Consider the following 18519-nt stretch of genomic DNA (forward strand, 5'->3'; position numbering starts at 1 on the left):
CCCTGGGTGCGGTGGGAGGATGGCGGACGTGCTCCCCGACCTCGCCGAACTCCTCGCCGACGCCCACGTGGTCGCCCTGCCCATGCGGGTCCGGTTCCGCGGCATCACCACGCGCGAGGCGGTCGTGCTGCGCGGCCCCGCCGGCTGGACCGAGTTCTCGCCGTTCGTCGAGTACGACGACGCCGAAGCCGCCGCCTGGCTGCGGGCCACGGTCGACTTCGGGTGGATCGACCACGAACCCGCCGCCGACTCCGTGCCGGTCAACGCCACCGTCCCGGCGATCGCCGCCGACGACGTTGCCGACCTGCTCGGACGGTACCCCGGCTGCACCACGGCCAAGGTCAAGGTCGCGGAGCCCGGCACGACCGTCGACGACGACGTCGCCCGTGTCGCCGCGGTCCGGCGGGTGATGGGGCCCGAGGCCGCGGTCCGGGTCGATGCGAACGGCCTGTGGAGCGTCGACCAGGCAGCCGCGGCACTCGAACGCCTCGCTCCCTTCGACCTGCAGTACGCCGAGCAGCCCTGCGCGACCGTGCCCGAGCTGGCCGAGCTCCGGTCACGGACGGCCGGCCTCGGCGTCCGGGTCGCGGCGGACGAGAGCGTCCGGAAGGCGACCGACCCCCTCGCCGTCGCCCGGGCCGGCGCCGCCGACGTCCTGGTCGTGAAGGCCCAGCCGCTCGGGGGGATCACCGCGGCGCGTGCCGTCATCGCCGACGCCGGGCTGCCGTGCGTCGTCTCGAGCGCGCTCGACACCTCGGTCGGGCTCGGGATGGGAGCGTTCCTCGCCGCAGCGGCGATGACCCCGGGGTACGCCGCAGGGCTCGGGACGGCCGCGATGTTCGCCGGGGACGTCACGGCCGATCCGCTGCTGCCGGTTGGCGGTCGCGTTCCGGTGCGTCGGGTCGACGTCACGCCGGAGCTGGTGCAGCAGTACGCTGCGTCGCCGCCGCGCACGGCGTGGTGGCGTGAGCGGGTGGCGCGCGTGCACGCCGTGCTCGCGGCCGCCGCCGGGTAGCGCACCCGCACCCGGTCGGGTCCGTCGAAGGCGCAGGACACGCCGCTCGCGTTCACCGAGATCGCGCGTTCCGTCGTTCGGACGGCCCCGGAACGACCGTTCGTGCGCCCGCGCCGCTCCGCACACGGCACGTCGTGACCACTACCGGGGTCCACCGGACCGGTCGCGGCTCTCGACGCACCCCGGACGACGGACGGGAGGCACGGTGCCACTGGCACCGTGCCTCCCGTCCGGTCGTGGTCGCGACCAGGGCCGCGTCAGCGACCCACGCGGCTCACAGACCCGAGTAGCTGTGCAGGCCCTTGAAGAAGACGTTCACGACCGAGAAGTTGAACATCACCGCGGCGAAGCCGATGAGGGCCAGCCAGGACGACCGCGCACCGCGCCAGCCGCGGGTCGCACGGGCGTGGATGTAGCCCGCGTAGACGACCCAGATGATGAAGGTCCAGACCTCCTTGGTGTCCCAGCCCCAGTAGCGACCCCACGCACGCTCGGCCCAGATCGCACCGGCGATGAGGGTGAAGGTCCAGAGGACGAAGCCGACGAGCAGGACGCGGTAGGTCAGGACCTCGAGCCGGTCGGCGTCGGGCAGCGTCGCCATGAAGCGGAGCCTGCCGGTGGCCGTGCGGCCCTGGCGGTACGTCTGCACGAGTTGCGCCACCGCGAGACCCGCGCCGAGCGCGAAGAACCCGGTGCCGGCGATCGCCACGAAGACGTGGATGACCAGCCAGTACGACTGCAGGGCCGGCTGGAGCGGGACGACGGGGACCCAGTAGTTCACCGTCGCGATGCCGAGCAGGATGATCGTCAGGCCGGTGATGAAGACGCCGAGGAACTTCAGGTTCTGCCAGAACTGCACGAGCAGGAAGATCAGGGTGATCAGCGCCGTGCCGGTCAGCGAGAACTCGAACATGTTGCCCCACGGCACACGGTCGGCCGCGATGCCGCGGAGGACGACCGAGGCGACGTGCAGGACGAGCGCGAGGATCGTCATCGCCATGCCGACGCGCTCGAACTTCGTGCCGCGTCCGGCGGAGCCACCCGACGGTGGCGCGGCGACCTGCTCGAGCACGACGGTGCCGCCGCGGACGGTCGCCACCGTCTTCGCTCCGCGTGCTGCCGCAGCGCTGGACGCCCCGGCCGAGCTGTCGTCGGCACCCGCGTTCTTCGCGGCGGCCGTGACGTTGCCGGAGCGTTTGGCCATGTCGAGGGCGAACGAGATGAACGCGACCACGTACACCGCCATCGCGGAGTACGTGAGCACGACCGAGTAGGTCGCGAGGTTCGTGGTCATGTCGTTCACTGGGGCATCCTAACTCCGAGGTCCGACGTGTGGCGCTGTGCGATGTCCGCGACGGCCCGTTCGAGGTTCGGGTCCTCGCCGCGCGCGAGTCCGGCGTACTCGAGGTCGTACTCGCCGCCCGGTGCGTCGCGGCGCGGGACGACCTTCACCCAGACGCGGCGGCGCGGGACGAACAGCGAGGTGAGCAGGCCGAGGGTGGAGAGCAGGGCGAACCCGCCCACCCAGAGCTGCGACGGGTCGTGGTGGACGTCGAGGGAGACGTACCGCTTGACGCCGTCGAACGTGATCGACCCGGCGCCTTCGGGGAGCTTCTTCGTCTGGCCGGGCTGCAACGCGATGCTCGCGGTGTCCGACTGCCGACCGGCGATCTGGTCGAGCCCCTTGGTGCTGAGCGTGTACACGCTCTGCGGCACACCGCTGTCGAGCCCGAGGTCACCCGTGTAGACCTGCAGCGTCAGCAGCGGGTTCTGGGTGTCCGGGTAGGCACTCGAGTACGCGCCGCTCGCGAGCTTCGACGCGGTCGGGTAGAAGAACCCGACCATGCCGAGCTGGTCGGGCTTGGCGTCCGGCACCTTGATGACACCCGTGGAGGTGTAGTTCGCGTCCTCCGGCAGGAACGGCACGACGTCCTTGAAGGCCACGTTGCCGTCGCCGTCGCGCACCGTGACCTGCATCGCGTAGCCGTTGCCGAGCAGGTAGACGTTCGTGCCACCGACGTGCAGCGGGTCGTTCACACCGAGGCGACTCGTCTTCGGCTCGCCGCCCTTCTCGGTGCTCGTGACGGTGGCCGAGTAGTCGAGCGCCTGCCCGAGGGCGTCGAGGTTGCGCTCCTCGTACTTCGTCACGAACTTGTCGAGCCGGAGGTTGTAGCCCTGCAGGTCGGTCTGCTGGAACCAGCGACCGGGGTTGAACGAGTCGTACGAGCCGAGCACGTTCGAGAACGTCTGGCCCTCGACCAGCAGGCGCTGTCCGGTGAAGCCGAAGCCGCCGCCGACGCCGACCGCCAGGAGCACCCCGACGAGGGCGGCGTGGAACACCAGGTTGCCGGTCTCGCGCAGGTAGCCGCGCTCCGCGCTCACTGAGTCACCGAACCGCTCGACGCGGTACCCGGACCGCTTCAGGATCGCCATCGCGCGCGTCACCGCGTGCTCGGCGGACGGGAGGCCCGTGGTCGCGTCGATCCCGGTCGTCCCGTCGATCATCGCGTCCGGCTGCACCGCCACGGTGCGGAAGCCCGCCAGTCGCGTCAGGCGCGCGGGGGTCTTCGGTGGACGGGTCCGCAGTGCCTGCCAGTGGTGCTTCGTGCGGGGCACGATGCAGCCGATGAGCGAGATGAAGAGCAGCAGGTAGATCGCGGAGAACCACACCGAGGTGTAAGTGTCGAAGACCTGGAGCTTGTCGAGGACCGGGTAGAGCTGCGGGTGGTCCGCCTTGTACTGCACGACGCCGTTCGGGTCGGCGGTGCGCTGCGGGACGAGCGAGCCCGGGATCGCCGCGAGGGCGAGCAGCATGAGCAGGAACAGCGCCGTGCGCATGCTCGTCAGCTGCCGCCAGAAGAAGCGGAGGTACCCGACGAAGCCGAGCTTCGGCTGGTTGACGCCGCCGTCGGTGGGGCCGGAGCCGTCGACGTGGTCCGACGGTCGCTGCGGGTCGGAGGCGCTGTCGGCCCCGTCGCCCGTACCCGTCGGGACGTGCTCGTTGAGGTCAGACCGCGGGGACAAAGCTCTGGATCACCGCCCCGACGCTCGACATGACGGCCGACCAGATACCGGTGACCATGAGCAGACCGATGACGATCAGGATCGCTCCTCCGATGATGTTGACGGTGCGCATGTGACGCTTCACCGCCGCGATGGCCCCCGTGGCCCAGCCGGCGCCGAGGGCGACGAGGACGAACGGGATGCCGAGCCCGAGGCAGTACGCCACCCCGAGCCACATGCCCTGCCAGGCGCTGCCCGACTGCACGCTGAGCAGGTTGATGGCCGCCAGGGTCGGGCCGAGGCACGGGGTCCAGCCGAGGCCGAACACGATGCCGAGCAGGGGGGCGCCGAGGAGCCCCGTGGCCGGGGTCCAGCCGGGCTTGATCGTGCGCTGCAGGAACGTGAACCGACCGACGAACACCAGACCCATCGCGATCACGACGACCCCGAGCACCTGCGTGATGAGGTCGCGCCAGCGGACGAGCCAGAAGCCGAGTGCCCCGAACACCGTCGTGTACGCAACGAAGACCGCCGTGAACCCGGCGATGAACAGCAGCACGCCGAGCACTACACGACCCCGACGCTGCCCGCCCTCGGCGACACCGCCGACGTACCCGAGGTACCCCGGCACGAGCGGCAGCACGCACGGGGACAGGAACGACACGAGCCCGGCGAGCGCCGCCACGGGCAGCGCCACGGCCATCTGGCCGCTCAGGATCGCGTCCGCGAAGGGGTTGGAGGTCACGGGTCAGGAGGCCTTGCCGGCGTCGAGCTCGTCGCTGACCAGGGTCTGCAGGATGCTCGTGCCGTCGATCGCCCCGAGGACCCGGGCGGCCACGCGCCCCTTGGTGTCGAGGACGATCGTGGCGGGCACCGCGTTCGGTGCGATCTGACCGGACATCGCGAGCTGCATCGTGCCCGTGCGCTGATCGAGGACGGTCGGGTACCGCACGTCGAAGGTGCGCTCGAAGGCGGCCGCGGTCGCCGCTTCGTCACGGACGTTGACACCGATGAACGCGACGTCGTCGGCGTCGGCGTACTCGTCGTGCACCTGGTTGAGGTACTTCGCCTCGGCGCGGCACGGGGGGCAGCTGGCGTACCAGAAGTTCAGGACGACGACCTTGCCCCGGAGGTCCTTCGACGAGACGGTGTCACCGTTCGAGTCCTCGGCCCGGAAGGTGACCGGGTCGGTGCGGTCCTTCGCGGAGACCTCGGTCACGGCGCCGTCACCGGAGATGTAGTTCTGGGTCGTGCCGTTGCCGTACTGCTTCGCGATGCCGCCGCTGTCCGACGAGCAGCCGGACAGGACGAGGACGGCGGCCACGGCCGTCGCTGCGAGGACCGCGAACCGCTTGCTGATGACGCGCGCACTGCTCGGGCTGTTCACACTGCTCGTGCTGTTCACACTGCTCCTTCGTCGACGGCGGTCGCGCGCAGCTCCTGCGCGGGGTCCGCGTACCCGACCTCGGTGAACCGACCGGTCGACGTGGCGGGCACACGTTCGACGGTGGTGATGCTCGACAGGTCACAGCGGCGCTTGCGCGGGTCGTGCCACAGCGGCTCCCCCGCGAGCTTCCGGTGGACCATCCAGATCGGCAGCTGGTGGCTGACCAGGACGACGTCGCCCTCGTCCACGCTCTCCCACGCCGTGGTCATCGCCGCGAGCATGCGGTTGGCGATCGACTCGTACGCCTCGCCCCAACTCGGACGCAGCGGGTTCGCGATCCACGGCCACTCCGCCGGGCGGCCGAGCGAGCGCTTCGTGAACCCGGGAGGCTGCCCCTCGTAGCGGTTCGTCGGTTCGATCAGGCGCTCGTCGAGCGTCACGTCGAGGTCGTAGGCGGCCGACCAGGGTGCGGCGGACTCCTGCGTGCGCTGCAGCGGGGAGGCGACGATCCGTCGCACGTCGACACCGGCGTCCTTCCAGGCGGTCGCGGAGGCCTGCGCCATCCGCGTGCCGAGGTCGCTCAACCCGAAGCCCGGGAGCCGGCCGTAGAGGACGCGGCCCGGGTTGTGCACCTCTCCGTGCCGGACGAGGTGGAGACGGGTCGCAGGCATGGGTTCCAGTGTAGGTCGCCCGCCGTTCCCACCGCCCCCTCAGGTGATTCACCGGATGCGGAAGCACTCAGCCGCCGAGTTCACCGGAGAGCCGCCCGTGCAGCGCGATCGACCCCGTGTCGAGGTTCACCACCTCGACCGTCGAGCCGTGCTTCGCGAACCGCTGTTCGACCCCGTCGAGCGCCGCGACCGTCGACGCGTCGAACACGTGGGCGTCGGCCAGGTCGATGATCACGTGTTCCGGGTCCTCGGCGTACGAGAACCGTGTGACGAGGTCGTTCGACGAGGCGAAGAACAGCGCCCCCCGGACCCGGTACCGCACGGTGCGGTCGTCGACGGGCTCGCGGACCACGGTCACCACGTGCGCCACCCGGCGGGCGAAGACCAGGGCCGCCACGACCACACCCACGAGCACCCCGGTCGCGAGGTTCTCGGTCACGACGACCACCACGACGGTGACGAGCATGACCGCGGTCTCGCCGAGCGGCATCCGTCGGAGGGTGCGCGGTCGGATGCTGTGCCAGTCGAAGGTCGCGACGCAGACCATGAGCATGACCGCCGTCAGTGCCGCCATCGGGATCTGGGCCACGAGGTCGTGGAGCACGATCGTCAGGACCAGCACCGAGACGCCGGCGGCGAAGGTCGAGACGCGGGTCCGGGCACCCGCGGTCTTCACGTTGATCACCGTCTGGCCGATCATCGCGCAGCCGCCGGTCCCGCCGAAGAAGGCGGACGTGATGTTCGCGACGCCCTGGCCCCACGACTCGCGCCACTTGCTCGACCCCGTCTCCGTGATGGAGTCGACGAGCTGCGCGGTGAGCAGGGTCTCGATCAGACCGACGATCGCGACGCCGAACGCGTACGGGGCGACGACCTGCAGCGTCTCGAAGGTGAACGGCGTCGTGATGCCGCCGAAGCCCGGGAGCGCCGTCGGCAGGGCGCCCTCGTCGCCGACCGTCGGCACGGCGACGCTGAACACCATCGTGATGCCGGTGATCACCACGACCGCGATGAGCGGTGCGGGGATCGCCTTCGTCAGGAACGGGAAGCCGACGATGACCGCGATGCCGAGCACGGTCAGCGGCCAGACGACGAACGGCACGTCGTCGCCGAGCAGGTTCGGCAGCTGGGCGGTGAAGATGAGGATGGCGAGGGCGTTCACGAACGCGACGTTGACGCTGCGCGGGATGAAGCGCATCAGCCGTGCCACCCCGAGGAACCCGAGCACGAGCTGGAACACGCCACCCAGCACGATCGCGGGCACCAGGTACTCGATCCCGTGCTCGCGGACGAGCGGGGCGATGACGAGCGCCACGGAGCCGGCGGCGGCGGAGATCATCGCGGGGCGACCACCGACGATCGAGATCACGATCGCGATGACGACGCTCGAGAACAGGCCGACCGCGGGATCGACCCCGGCGACGACGGAGAACGAGATCGCTTCGGGGATGAGGGCCAGCGCGGTGACGATGCCGGCCAGGACCTCTCGGGTGAGCATGCGGGGCGAGCGGAGGGCGGCGAGGACGCTCGGGGCCGTCGGCGCGTGGGTGATCACGGACATCACTCGGAACTCTACCCTCACGTAAGGGTAGAGTCGTACCCCGTGAGCACCAGCGACGTCCCCGACACGATGCACATCGGCGAGCTCGCCGACCGCGCCGGCATGTCCCTGCGCACGATCCGGCACTACGACGAGGTCGGACTGCTCGTGCCGAGCGGCCGCACCACCGGGGGGTTCCGGGTCTACACGGCGCAGGACCTCGAACGGCTGCTCGTGATCCGCCGGATGAAGCCACTCGGGTTCACGCTCGACGAGATGGCCGAGCTGCTCCGCGTGGTCGACGCCCTCGCGACGAAGGACCCCGAGGACGAACCGGCACTGGCGGCCCGCCTCGATGTGTACCTCGAGGACGCCCGAGCCCGCCACGCCAAGCTCGTCGAGCGGGCCGGCATGGCCGAGGAGTTCATCGGCACGCTCGGGTCACTCCGCGCTTCGCTCCCCTGAACGCTCGTACCGTGCGAGCCATCGCCGCTCTGCCTCGGCAGCTTCTTCCGGGGTGTACTCCAGGCGGGCTTCCACCCGCTCGAACATGGCGATCATCTTCCGCGCCTTCCGTTTCGGGTACGCGTCGAGGATGACCTGGTTGAGCCGGACCTGAGCGCGCCGACGTTCCTCACCCGTCATGTGCATGAACATCCGTTGCATCGCATACCTCTTTTCCGAGTGTTCGTACCAGGACACTCACACCCGAATCATCGACCCGTCCATGAATCTGCATGTCGTACATCGCTCCAGCGACCATCCGACCGATCTCGGCTTTGCCGACGTCGTCGGACGAGACCATCTCGGCCGCCCAGACGACCTGTTGCCACACGTACGCGCGTTCGATCGCGCGCTGCTCTCGCCGCCACCGCATGAACGACCAGATCGTCGCCGTCGTGGTGCCGCCGAGCGCCATCAACGACGCGACGACCGTCGCGACCGCCGCAGGCGGCCAGGTCGCGAGCTCCCCTGTCCCCGTCCCCACCCGGTCCCCCTCTCGTCCCGCGACCCGGCCACGTCGAGAACGCTACGGACCGCACGCACGCCACCACGGGCCTCCCGGCCATCGGTGGAGAACGCCGGACGCAGGCGGCCCTGTGGAGGGAGGAACCCTGCCGCCCACGCCCCCGGACGCAGGCGGTTAGACTCGACCACCGTGATCGAACGCACCCGCATCGCCGACCTGGCAGCCCTCCCCGACGGTCCCGTCTCCGTGGCCGGATGGGTCGAGACCGTCCGAGACCAGAAGAAGGTGCAGTTCGTCGTGCTGCGCGACGAGACCGGCGCCGTCCAGCTCGTGAACCCGGCGACGCGCGAGGCCGAGGACGGCGACGACGCCGCACAGTCCGCCCTCGCGACCACCACCGAGATCTCCGGCTTGGCACACGGCACCTTCGTGCACGTCACCGGCACGCTGAAGCACGACGAGCGCGTGAAGCTCGGCGGGCTCGAGGTCAAGATCGGTGCGCTGCAGGTGGTGAGCGCCGCGATCCCGGAGACCCCGATCGCCGACGACTCGTCGCTCGACAAGCGTCTCGACTGGCGCTTCCTCGACCTGCGCAACCGCAAGCAGAACCTGATCTTCCGCATCCAGACGACGCTGGAGCACGCCTTCCGCACGTACTGGGTCGACCGCGACTACATCGAGATCCACACCCCGAAGCTCATGGCGTCGGCGTCCGAGTCGCGCGCCGAGCTGTTCCAGCTCGAGTACTTCGAGACGACCGCCTACCTGGCTCAGTCGCCGCAGAACTTCAAGCAGATGGCACAGCCGGCCGGCTTCGGTGCGGTGTTCGAGATCGCCGACGCTTTCCGCGCCGACCCCTCGTTCACGAGCCGCCACGCCACCGAGTTCACCAGCGTCGACGCCGAGTTCTCGTGGATCGAGTCCCACGAGGACGTCATGGCGATGCACGAAGCGGTCCTGGTCGCCGGCATCACCGCCGTCAAGGAGAAGTACGGCAAGGACATCGAGGAGGTCTTCGGCTTCGAGCTGCAGGTCCCCGCGACGCCGTTCCCCCGCGTGACCCTGGCCGACGCGCGCAAGATCGTCGCCGACAGCGGCTACGACGTCGTCCGCGCCGACGGTGACCTGGACCCCGAGGGCGAGCGCCGCGTCGCCGCCTGGGCGAAGGAGCACCACGGCTCGGAGTTCGTGTTCGTCACGGAGTACGACGCCTCGATCCGGCCCTACTACCACATGCGCAAGCCGGGCGACCCGTCGGTCACCAACAGCTACGACCTCATCTTCAACGGTGCCGAGATCTCCACGGGCGCCCAGCGTGAGCACCGAGTCGACGTGCTCGAGGCGCAGGCCGTCGAGAAGGGCCTCGACCCGGAGGAACTCGGCTGGTACCTCGACTTCTTCCGCTACGGCGTCCCGCCGCACGGTGGCTTCGGCATGGGCCTCGCGCGCGTGCTGATGCTGATGCTCGGTGAGCCGTCGATCCGCGAGGTCACGTACCTGTTCCGTGGCCCGACGCGCCTGACCCCGTAGGCACCGAGCGCGGCGAGGCCGCGCGCACTTCGTGAGCAGCAATGGTCGCCTCCCGGTGCGGGAGGCGACCATTGCTGCTCACGAAGCGACGAGCGCGAGCGCCGGGCCCGGACGGGAGGCCCGGCTCAGCTCTGCCAGTCGATGGCGGCCCGCGCCGTGACCAGTTCACGGATCTCCGCTGCCGCAGCCTGGTGCTCCGGGTGCACCTGGTACGCGTCGAGCCCGGCGAGGTCGTCGAAGGTGGCGACCACGGCGACGTCGTGGTTCTTGTCCGGGTAGGCGACGTTCTCGACGACCTCGAGCGAGCGGATCGACTCGACGGTGCCGACCAGGCCGGTCAGGAGTTCACGGATGCGGGCGATCGACGCGGTGCGGTCGAGGTCGTTCCGCAGGGACCAGGAGACGACGTGGGAGATCATGCGCGGGCACCGGCCTTCTCGAGCGCACGTGCGAGCCGGTCGGCGTCGACGTGCCAGTTGCTGTGGACGCGCCCGTCGATGAGCACGACGGGGATGTCCTCCGCGTACTCCTGGCGGAGGGCGTCGTCGTCGAGGATCGAGCGTTCCTGCAGGGTGACCCCCGGGTGGTCGGCGACGACGCGTTCGACCACGGGTCGGGCGTCGTCGCAGAGATGGCATCCGGGCTTCGTCAGGAACGTCACTGCGGGCATGGTCCCAGCGTAGTCCGGGAACGCGAAAGCCCCGGCGAACCGGGGCTTCTCGTGCAGGTCCTCCGACCTGCGCAGACCTGTGCGGGTCTACTTCTTGTTGCGGCGCTGGTGACGCGTCTTGCGAAGGAGCTTGCGGTGCTTCTTCTTCGCCATGCGCTTACGACGCTTCTTGATGACAGAACCCATGTGGACCTCGCTCGGACTGATGCTGATGTACGGACACCGGGCCGAAGAGACCGCGGAAAATCAACCTGCCCGAGTCTACCGGCTGCCCGCTGTGATGTCGAACGCGCGCTCAGCCGACGTCCGCCACGCCACCGCGCAGCACGTCGGCGACGGCCGACTCGGGGACGCGGAAGGAGCGGCCGAAGCGGATCGCGGGGAGCTCACCGGCGTGCACCATCCGGTACACGGTCATCTTCGAGACGCGCATCATCTCGGCGACCTCAGCGACGGTGAGGAAGCGCACGTCGTCGAAACTGCCGGTCATGGTCCGCCTTCGGGCTCGCACGCACGCTGCGCACGGGAGTGGTGTGACCTGTGTGGTCAGTGGCAACTGTAGAGGCGTGTGCGACCCGGTGTCCAGGACCGGTCCGAGCAGCGCGCACCGGTCCCGCCCGGTGCTCGGAAGCCCGTGCGGCAGGGCTCAGTCCTCGTCGCCCCGGCGGGTGAAGCGCTTGCGGCTGCGGTCGACGACACGCTCCCAGCCCTGCTGGGCCCCGGAGATCGCCGCGGTGGCCCGGTACGACGCCTCGGCCATCACACGGCCGAGTTCGGTGCCCACCTCGACGGTCGCCTTGCCGGCCGCGCCGTTCCGGCGGATCGACACGGGCTGACCGTCCGGCGTCCACGCGGTGGTGGCCGGGGTGCCGTCGGCGTCGACCGCGCCCGTGAACGGCAGGACCCAGTCCTCCAGGCGTACGAGCGGCTCGGGGTCGAGCCGGTAGTAGCGGTGCTGCCCTTCTTCGCGACTGGTGACGAGACCGATGTCACGCAGGACACGCAGGTGCTTCGACACCGTGGGCTGGCTCACCCCGAGGCGTTCGACGAGCTGGCCGACGCTGAGCTCCCCGCCGGTGACGTCCGAACCGTAGGCGGACAACAGCGTGCCGAGCAGCTCGCGCCGGGTCGGGTCCGCCACGACGGAGAAGATGTCGGCCATGGGGCAAGGCTAGCCGGGGCGCCACGGATGTACCATGACGAACCGTCCCGGCCCATGTCCTCGGAGGCACACGCATGCTCGACCGAACCGAGCCGATCCCGCACCACGTGAGTGTCGGCCGACGGCGAGCGAGCCGGATCGCGACGGTGCTGCGCTCGTCGCCGTCCCGACTGGCGATCGTCGTGTTCATCGCGCTGATCTTCCTGTTCACGGTGCTCTTCATGACGCCGTGGGCCACCGCGGACCGCAGCAGCACCCACTTCGCGGACGCCCTGTTCACCGCGGCGTCGGTGGTCTGCGTCACCGGGCTGTCCACGGTCGACATGGCGACGCACTGGTCGGTGTTCGGCAAGGTCCTGGTGGTCATCGGCACCCAGATCGGTGCCGTCGGTGTCCTGACCTTCGCGTCGATCCTCGGCCTCTTCGTCACCCGCAGGCTCGGCCTTCGCGCCAAGCTCATGGCGGCCGGCGACTCGAACCCGCTCCGCACCCACCACGGCGCCGTGCCCGAGGGACAGGCCGTCCGGCTCGGCGAGGTCGGCACCCTGCTCGCGACCGTGGCGGTGAGCACGCTGTCGATCGAGATCGTCCTCGGCCTGCTGCTCCTGCCGTCGGTGCTCATCGCCGGCATCCCGTTCTGGACGGCGGTCGGCGACTCCTTCTACTACGCGGCGATGGCCTTCACGAACACCGGGTTCTCGCCGAACGCCGACGGCCTCGACCCGTTCGCCCACGACTACTGGTTCCTGACGCTGCTGATGATCGGTGTCGTGGCGGGCTCCATCGGGTTCCCGGTGATCCGTGCCCTGACGAAGCAGCTGCGCACCCCGCGGCGCTGGCCGATCCACGTCAAGCTCACCCTGGCGACGAGCGCGGTCCTGCTCTTCGGTGGCGCGGTCGTCTACACCGCACTCGAGGCGTCGAACCCGACGACCTTCGGCGAAGAAGGAGCCGGGCGCACGGCGTTCCAGGCGCTCTTCCTGTCGACGATGACCCGCTCCGGCGGCTTCTCGCTCGTCGACTTCGACCAGCTCAACGGCTCGAGTCTGCTCGTCACGGACATGCTCATGTTCATCGGCGGCGGATCCGCGTCGACCGCCGGCGGCATCAAGGTGACGACCCTCGCGGTGCTGTTCCTGGCCGCGGTCGCCGAGGCGCGTGGACGCCAGAGCATGGAGGCCTTCGGCCGCCGGATCCCGAGCGACGTCCTGCGGGTCGCAGTGGCCATCGTGCTCTGGGGAGCGACGATCGTGGCCGTCGCGACCGTGGTGCTCCTGCAGATCACCGACGACTCGCTCGACCGTGTGCTGTTCGAGGTGATCTCGGCGTTCTCGACCAGTGGGTTGTCCTCCGGCGTGTCCGCGAACCTGCCGGAACCGGGCAAGTACGTGCTCGCCGCCACCATGTTCCTCGGCCGGGTCGGTACAGTGACCATCGCCGCTGCCCTGGCCGCCAGCCAGAGCCGGCAACTGTTCCGCCGTCCCGAGGAGAGGCCGATCGTTGGCTGACCGCACCCGTTCGTCGCACCAGCACGGTGCCATCAGTCACGACGCTCCCGTCCTCGTCATCGGGCTCGGACGCTTCGGGGCCGCCACCGCCGGCCAGCTCGAACGTCAGGACCGCGAGGTGCTCGTCGTCGACACCGACGCCGGACTGGTGCAGAAGTGGTCCGACCGCGTCACCCACGCGGTGCAGGCCGACGCGACCGACATCGACGCGCTCCGGCAGATCGGCGCGCAGGACTTCGCCATCGCCGTCGTCGGCACGGGCAGCGACCTCGAGTCGAGCGTCCTGATCACGGCGAACCTGGTCGACCTCGGCGTCCCCCAGATCTGGGCGAAGGCGATCAGCCGCTCGCACGGCACGATCCTGTCCCGCATCGGGGCGAACCACGTCGTCTACCCCGAGCGCGAGGCCGGCGAGCGAACGGCACACCTGGTCTCCGGCCGGATGCTCGACTTCATCGAGTTCGACGACGACTTCGCCGTGGTCAAGATGTTCCCGCCGCGCGCAGTCCGCGGCAAGGACCTCGCCACCACCGTGATCCGCACCCGCTTCGGCCTGACCGTGCTCGGCATCAAGCCGCCCGGCAGCCCGTTCGTACCGGCGACGCCGGACAGCGTCATCGGTGAGGACGACGTCATCATCGTCTCGGGTTCCGAGATCGACCTGGAGCGCTTCGCCGCCTACGAGTAGCGAGCGCGGCCCGGGTCGCGACCAGGGCCGGACGGGAGGCCCGTGGCGGCGTCGCCACGGGCCTCCCGTCCGCCTCGTGGTGCGTCTACGACGCGGCGATCTCCTCGGCCCGCGCGATCGCGGCACGCGACGCGCGCAGCAGCGTGTCCGCCAGGTCGGCGTCCTGCAGCACCGCGACGGCCCGCTCCGTCGTGCCCTTCGGGCTCGTCACCGCACGGCGCAGGTCGGCGGGCTCCCGGCCGGACCGCGCGAGCAGCTCGACCGCGCCGCGGACGGTGCCCTGCACCATCGTCGCCGCCTGCTCGTGGGTGAACCCGAGCTCCTCGGCGGCACGTTGCCACTGCTCGACCAGCAGGAAGACGTAGGCGGGACCGGAACCGGACACGGCGGACAACGCGTCGAGCTGCGACTCCGGCACCTCGATGACCTCCCCCGAGGCGGTGAACACCGACGACGCCAGCGCGACGGCCGCGGCGTCGGCCGAGGTGCCCGCGCTGATGCCGGTGACGCCGCGGCCGACGCCGATCGGGGTGTTCGGCAGGGCACGGACGACCCGGACACCGCCGGGCACCCGAGCCTCCATGCTCGCGGTGGTGGTGCCGACGGCGACGCTGACCAGGACGGCGCCGGGTTCCAGGTCGTCTGCGACCTCGTCGAGCAGGTCCGCGATCATGTACGGCTTCACGCCGACCACGACGAGGGCGGCACCGCGGACGGCCGCCCGGTTGGCGTCGGGGTCGGTGTCGCTCGCGGTGGCGTCGAGGCCGCGCTGCCGGTGGGCAGCAGCGGACGCCTCCGACTTCGTGGTGAGGGTCACGGTGGCCGGGTCGAGTCCCGCTGCGAGCAGGCCGTCGAGGACCGCGCCGGACATGGAGCCGACGCCGAGCAGGGCGGTGCGGGGCAGGTCGATCGTCATGCTCCCGACCCTACCGACGCCACCCGCCTAGGATCGTGTCGCAGACCACGAGAAGGGGACAGCTGTGAGCGCTTCCGGAGGCACGAAGGCGATCTTCGCCGCACTCGGTGCCAACATCGGCATCGCGATCGTGAAGTTCATCGCGGCGGCGATCAGCGGATCGGCGTCGATGCTGGCCGAGGGCGTGCACTCCCTGGCCGACTCCGCGAACCAGCTCCTGCTGCTGCTCGGTGGCCGCAAGGCACGGCGAGCTGCGGACCAGGAACACCCCTTCGGCTACGGGCGTGAACGGTACGTCTACGCGTTCGTCGTCTCGATCATCCTGTTCTCGGTCGGTGGCGTCTTCTCGCTCTACGAGGGCATCGAGAAGCTCGCCCACCCGCACCCGCTCGAGAACTGGTGGCTCCCCCTCGTGGTGCTCGTCATCGCCATCGGGCTCGAGGGCTTCTCGCTCCGCACCGCCCTGAAGGAAGCCCGGCCGCAGAAGGGCTCGCTCAGCTGGGTGCAGTTCGTCCGCCGCGCGAAGGCCCCGGAACTGCCCGTCGTGATGCTCGAGGACACCGCCGCCCTGCTCGGCCTGGTCTTCGCCCTGTTCGGCGTCGGCCTGACGGCGATCACCGGCAACGGGGTGTTCGACGCGATCGGCACCATGCTCATCGCGGCGCTGCTCATCGCGGTCGCGGTGGTGCTCGGCATCGAGACGAAGAGCCTGCTCGTCGGTGAGGGCGCCAGCGCCGCCGACGTCGAGCGCATCAAGCAGGCGGTGCTCGACGGACCCGAGGTCGACGCGATCATCCACCTGAAGACCCTGTACCTCGGGCCGGACGAGCTGATGGTCGGCGTGAAGGTCGCCGTGGACGGGGACCGCCGGCTCGGTGACGTTGCCGCCGGCATCGACACCGTGGAGCAGCGGGTCCGGGGTGCCGTGCCGATCGCCCGGGTGATCTACGTCGAACCGGACGTCCTGCGCACCGGGCCGCAGCCGCCGACCGAGGCGATCGTCATCCTCGCCGCGGACTGAAGAAGTCGTCGAGCAGCTCGGCGCACGCCGCCTCGAGCACGCCTCCGATGACCTCGGAGCGGTGCGGCAGCCGGCGGTCCCTGGCGATGTCGTAGACGCTGCCGCTGGCACCCGCCTTCGGGTCCCACGCGCCGAACACGACCCGGGGCACCCGTGCGGCCATGACGGCACCGGCGCACATCGGGCAGGGCTCGAGCGTCACGACGAGCGTGTGCTCCTCGAGGTGCCAGTCCCCCGTCACCGCCGCCGCAGCACGCAGCGCGATGACCTCGGCGTGGGCCGTCGGGTCCTGTCGCGCCTCGCGCTCGTTCCGGCCGGTGGCGACCACGGCGCCGTCCCGGTCGAGCACCACGGCGCCGACGGGGACGTCGTCGGTCTCCAGGCACCGTCGGGCCTCGTCGAGCGCACGCTCCATCGCCGGGACGAACGGGCGGGCTGCGGGCTCCTCCACGGGACCTCCTGACGGTCGGCGGCACGCTAGGCTCGACCCTATGCGAGTCCACGTCGCCGACCACCCGCTCATCACCCACAAGCTCTCGGTGCTCCGCGACCGTACGACGCCCTCCCCCACGTTCCGCGCCCTGACCGAGGAGCTCGTCACGCTCCTCGCGTACGAGGCCACGCGGGGCGTCCGGGTCACGGCGACGCCGATCGACACGCCGGTGGCGCACACCATGGGCGTCGCGATCGCCAAGCCGCGGCCGCTCGTCGTCCCGATCCTCCGCGCCGGGCTCGGCATGCTCGAGGGCATGGTCAAGCTCGTCCCGACGGCCGAGGTCGGCTTCCTCGGCATGGCCCGCAACGAGGAGACGCTCGAGCCGCAGACCTACGCCGAGCGCCTGCCCGACGACCTGTCCGGTCGGCAGTGCTTCGTGCTCGACCCGATGCTCGCCACCGGTGGCACCCTCGCCGCCGCGATCGACTTCCTGTTCGCCCGCGGTGCGCAGGAGGTCACGTGCGTGTGCATCCTCGGTGCTCCCGAGGGGCTCGCCATGGTCGAGCAGGCCGTCGGCGACCGCAACGTCTCGATCGTCCTCGGTGCGCTCGACGAGAAGCTCGACGAGAACGGGTACATCGTGCCGGGCCTCGGCGACGCCGGCGACCGGCTCTACGGCCTGGCCGAGTAGGCAGTCGACGCCACCGACGATCGACGGGAGGCCCGTGGCGACACCGCCACGGGCCTCCCGTCGTCCGTCAGCCCGGTCCACCGCCGCCGGTGCGCGGAGGGCACCGTCCGCGCGGACGGTTGACACCGCGTTGGTATACCGCTGATACTCGTCACATGACTGCAACCGTGTCCACCCGCGTCCTCTCCGAGGCGTGCTCCTCCGCAGGGGCAGTGGGGACCGTCGGCGTGATGATGCCGACCATGCCGGTCATGCGTTGTCGAATGTGTGCCTGATCGGCACCCGTTCCAGCCGGATCCCCCGCGACACCACCCCCGTCGCGAGCGCGTGATCCCCGGGTGACGGACACCGTCGGCGACGCGCACCACGTCACGAGGTCTGTCTCCCGTTCCCCCGGGTCGGCCCCGGTCCGCAGCAGGACCGCAGGGCACATCGGCGTACCGCCGTCCCCGGGATGACGCATTCGACACCGGCCGCCGCGCCACCCGCGCACCGGCCACACCGCCCGGAGAACCACCATGTCGCTCACCATCGCCCAGCCCCGCACCGCGCTCCGCTCCGCACCGGCCCCGACCGACCTCGGCACCGTCACCCCGATCCGTCCGCGCCCGGCCTCGCCGGCGGCGACCGGACCGGGCACCGTTCCGACGAGCCCCGTGGTCGCGCCGCAGCGGAACCGCGCACTCCCCGAGGGCACCGAGGCCCGCGGCTTCGCCCTGTACGTCGGCATCGACGAAGCGAAGGCCGCCGCCGCCGGCACGACCCTGGCCGCGGTGGTCGAGCAGCTCAAGGCCCTCACCGCGCAGCTCGTCCCGTCGTCCGAGACGTACGCGGCCGTCGCCGTCGCCGCCGAGCACTCCGGTGGCCGGGACGTCGACGTCGTCCGCCTCGCCCTGCAGGACCGCTCCGCGGTGGCCGCCCGCAAGCAGGCCGAGAAGCCCGAGCCCGAGGAGACCGGTGTCGTCATCGACATCTCGCGGAAGCGCGTGACCCTCGACGGCGAAGCGGCACCCCTGACCTACAAGGAGTTCGAGCTCCTGCAGTTCCTGGTCCTCCGCGAGGGCCAGACCGTCGACCGTTCCGCGATCATCGAGGGCCTCTGGTCGGACGGCGAGGACGAGACCCCGAACGAGCGCACCATCGACGTGCACGTGCGTCGGCTCCGCTCCAAGCTCGGCGCGTTCGAGGAGATCGTCCGCACGGTGCGCGGCGTCGGCTACCGCTTCGACCGGCACGCGGACGTCGCCGTGCGGTACGCGTCCACCCCGTCGCCCGACCTCTTCTGAGTTCGATCGGCTGCTCTTGGTGAAC

General features: G+C 70.6%; 22 protein-coding genes. 8 read left to right on the forward strand and 14 right to left on the reverse strand.

Annotated elements, in window-relative coordinates:
• Positions 1 to 19: 19 nt before the first annotated feature.
• Positions 20 to 1015 carry an o-succinylbenzoate synthase gene (locus tag OE229_RS14870; RefSeq protein WP_262138679.1) on the forward strand — a complete coding sequence of 332 codons (996 nt, stop codon included), beginning with the start codon at positions 20 to 22 and terminating at the stop codon, positions 1013 to 1015.
• Positions 1016 to 1289: 274 nt separating this feature from the next.
• Here OE229_RS14870 and ccsB read toward each other — a convergent pair whose 3' ends face one another.
• The 6 genes from ccsB to OE229_RS14900 all read right to left on the reverse strand — a co-directional run bounded on the left by ccsB (position 1290) and on the right by OE229_RS14900 (position 7637).
• On the reverse strand, positions 1290 to 2309 hold the full coding sequence (gene ccsB, locus OE229_RS14875) for a c-type cytochrome biogenesis protein CcsB (RefSeq protein ID WP_263345291.1): 1020 nt from the start codon (positions 2307 to 2309) through the stop codon (positions 1290 to 1292).
• A gap of 5 nt (positions 2310 to 2314) precedes the next feature.
• Complete coding sequence (resB, locus tag OE229_RS14880) at positions 2315 to 4039, reverse strand: cytochrome c biogenesis protein ResB (protein ID WP_262138681.1); 1725 nt, start codon at positions 4037 to 4039, stop codon at positions 2315 to 2317.
• Positions 4023 to 4721: a cytochrome c biogenesis CcdA family protein gene (locus tag OE229_RS14885; protein ID WP_110861628.1), complete on the reverse strand. Its 699-nt coding sequence runs from the start codon at positions 4719 to 4721 to the stop codon at positions 4023 to 4025. The genes resB and OE229_RS14885 overlap by 17 nt, the downstream gene beginning before the upstream one ends.
• Before the next feature lie 45 nt (positions 4722 to 4766).
• On the reverse strand, positions 4767 to 5423 hold the full coding sequence (locus tag OE229_RS14890; RefSeq protein WP_262138682.1) for a TlpA family protein disulfide reductase: 657 nt from the start codon (positions 5421 to 5423) through the stop codon (positions 4767 to 4769).
• The gene (locus OE229_RS14895) at positions 5420 to 6076 is read right to left on the reverse strand and encodes a histidine phosphatase family protein (RefSeq protein WP_262138683.1); all 657 of its coding nucleotides are present in this window, start codon (positions 6074 to 6076) and stop codon (positions 5420 to 5422) included. The genes OE229_RS14890 and OE229_RS14895 overlap by 4 nt, the downstream gene beginning before the upstream one ends.
• Positions 6077 to 6143: 67 nt before the next feature.
• On the reverse strand, positions 6144 to 7637 hold the full coding sequence (locus OE229_RS14900) for a SulP family inorganic anion transporter (protein ID WP_262138684.1): 1494 nt from the start codon (positions 7635 to 7637) through the stop codon (positions 6144 to 6146).
• 42 nt (positions 7638 to 7679) lie between these two features.
• Here OE229_RS14900 and OE229_RS14905 point away from each other — a divergent pair, with 42 nt between their 5' ends.
• The gene (locus OE229_RS14905) at positions 7680 to 8081 is read left to right on the forward strand and encodes a MerR family transcriptional regulator (RefSeq protein WP_410007318.1); all 402 of its coding nucleotides are present in this window, start codon (positions 7680 to 7682) and stop codon (positions 8079 to 8081) included.
• 169 nt (positions 8082 to 8250) lie between these two features.
• On the opposite strand, the gene OE229_RS14910 is transcribed toward OE229_RS14905, so the two are convergent.
• The gene (locus OE229_RS14910; RefSeq protein WP_262138685.1) at positions 8251 to 8604 is read right to left on the reverse strand and encodes a hypothetical protein; all 354 of its coding nucleotides are present in this window, start codon (positions 8602 to 8604) and stop codon (positions 8251 to 8253) included.
• Positions 8605 to 8775: 171 nt separating this feature from the next.
• Here OE229_RS14910 and aspS point away from each other — a divergent pair, with 171 nt between their 5' ends.
• Positions 8776 to 10116 carry an aspartate--tRNA(Asn) ligase gene (aspS, locus tag OE229_RS14915; RefSeq protein ID WP_209133834.1) on the forward strand — a complete coding sequence of 447 codons (1341 nt, stop codon included), beginning with the start codon at positions 8776 to 8778 and terminating at the stop codon, positions 10114 to 10116.
• 125 nt (positions 10117 to 10241) lie between these two features.
• Here aspS and OE229_RS14920 read toward each other — a convergent pair whose 3' ends face one another.
• The 5 genes from OE229_RS14920 to OE229_RS14940 all read right to left on the reverse strand — a co-directional run bounded on the left by OE229_RS14920 (position 10242) and on the right by OE229_RS14940 (position 11948).
• Positions 10242 to 10535 (reverse strand): Dabb family protein, encoded by a 294-nt coding sequence (locus OE229_RS14920; protein WP_182065657.1) that lies wholly within the window; start codon positions 10533 to 10535, stop codon positions 10242 to 10244.
• The gene (locus tag OE229_RS14925) at positions 10532 to 10786 is read right to left on the reverse strand and encodes a glutaredoxin family protein (RefSeq protein WP_182065656.1); all 255 of its coding nucleotides are present in this window, start codon (positions 10784 to 10786) and stop codon (positions 10532 to 10534) included. Before OE229_RS14925 ends, OE229_RS14920 begins: the two co-directional genes overlap by 4 nt.
• Positions 10787 to 10873: 87 nt before the next feature.
• Entirely contained in the window at positions 10874 to 10972 is a 99-nt protein-coding gene (locus OE229_RS14930; RefSeq protein WP_003792170.1) for a 30S ribosomal protein bS22, read from the reverse strand.
• A 109-nt stretch (positions 10973 to 11081) separates the two neighbouring features.
• Positions 11082 to 11276, reverse strand: coding sequence for a helix-turn-helix domain-containing protein (locus OE229_RS14935; RefSeq protein WP_017888579.1), 195 nt, complete (start codon positions 11274 to 11276; stop codon positions 11082 to 11084).
• Positions 11277 to 11432: 156 nt separating this feature from the next.
• Positions 11433 to 11948 (reverse strand): ArsR/SmtB family transcription factor, encoded by a 516-nt coding sequence (locus tag OE229_RS14940; RefSeq protein ID WP_110861584.1) that lies wholly within the window; start codon positions 11946 to 11948, stop codon positions 11433 to 11435.
• Between the two features lie 74 nt (positions 11949 to 12022).
• On the opposite strand from OE229_RS14940, the gene OE229_RS14945 reads away from it, so the two are divergent.
• Both OE229_RS14945 and OE229_RS14950 read left to right on the forward strand, forming a co-directional pair.
• Positions 12023 to 13456, forward strand: a complete 1434-nt coding sequence (locus OE229_RS14945; protein ID WP_182065654.1) for a TrkH family potassium uptake protein — start codon at positions 12023 to 12025, stop codon at positions 13454 to 13456.
• The gene (locus tag OE229_RS14950) at positions 13449 to 14144 is read left to right on the forward strand and encodes a potassium channel family protein (protein WP_259579571.1); all 696 of its coding nucleotides are present in this window, start codon (positions 13449 to 13451) and stop codon (positions 14142 to 14144) included. Before OE229_RS14945 ends, OE229_RS14950 begins: the two co-directional genes overlap by 8 nt.
• 85 nt (positions 14145 to 14229) lie before the next feature.
• Here the strand turns inward: OE229_RS14950 and proC are convergent, their stop codons facing one another.
• On the reverse strand, positions 14230 to 15060 hold the full coding sequence (gene proC / locus OE229_RS14955; RefSeq protein WP_259579572.1) for a pyrroline-5-carboxylate reductase: 831 nt from the start codon (positions 15058 to 15060) through the stop codon (positions 14230 to 14232).
• Positions 15061 to 15124: 64 nt separating this feature from the next.
• On the opposite strand from proC, the gene OE229_RS14960 reads away from it, so the two are divergent.
• A complete protein-coding gene (locus OE229_RS14960) occupies positions 15125 to 16081 on the forward strand; it encodes a cation diffusion facilitator family transporter (protein ID WP_259579573.1) in 957 nt (318 codons plus the stop codon).
• Here the strand turns inward: OE229_RS14960 and OE229_RS14965 are convergent.
• A complete protein-coding gene (locus tag OE229_RS14965; RefSeq protein WP_259580320.1) occupies positions 16062 to 16496 on the reverse strand; it encodes a nucleoside deaminase in 435 nt (144 codons plus the stop codon). The genes OE229_RS14960 and OE229_RS14965 overlap by 20 nt on opposite strands.
• 76 nt (positions 16497 to 16572) lie before the next feature.
• Between OE229_RS14965 and upp the strand changes: the two genes are divergently transcribed.
• Together upp and OE229_RS14975 are read left to right on the forward strand one after the other, a co-directional pair.
• Complete coding sequence (upp, locus tag OE229_RS14970) at positions 16573 to 17208, forward strand: uracil phosphoribosyltransferase (protein WP_110861591.1); 636 nt, start codon at positions 16573 to 16575, stop codon at positions 17206 to 17208.
• A gap of 518 nt (positions 17209 to 17726) precedes the next feature.
• Complete coding sequence (locus OE229_RS14975) at positions 17727 to 18494, forward strand: winged helix-turn-helix domain-containing protein (RefSeq protein ID WP_182065651.1); 768 nt, start codon at positions 17727 to 17729, stop codon at positions 18492 to 18494.
• The last annotated feature ends 25 nt before the right edge of the window (positions 18495 to 18519 follow it).

Source organism: Curtobacterium poinsettiae (assembly GCF_025677645.1).
In the GTDB taxonomy this organism is placed as follows: domain Bacteria; phylum Actinomycetota; class Actinomycetes; order Actinomycetales; family Microbacteriaceae; genus Curtobacterium; species Curtobacterium poinsettiae_A.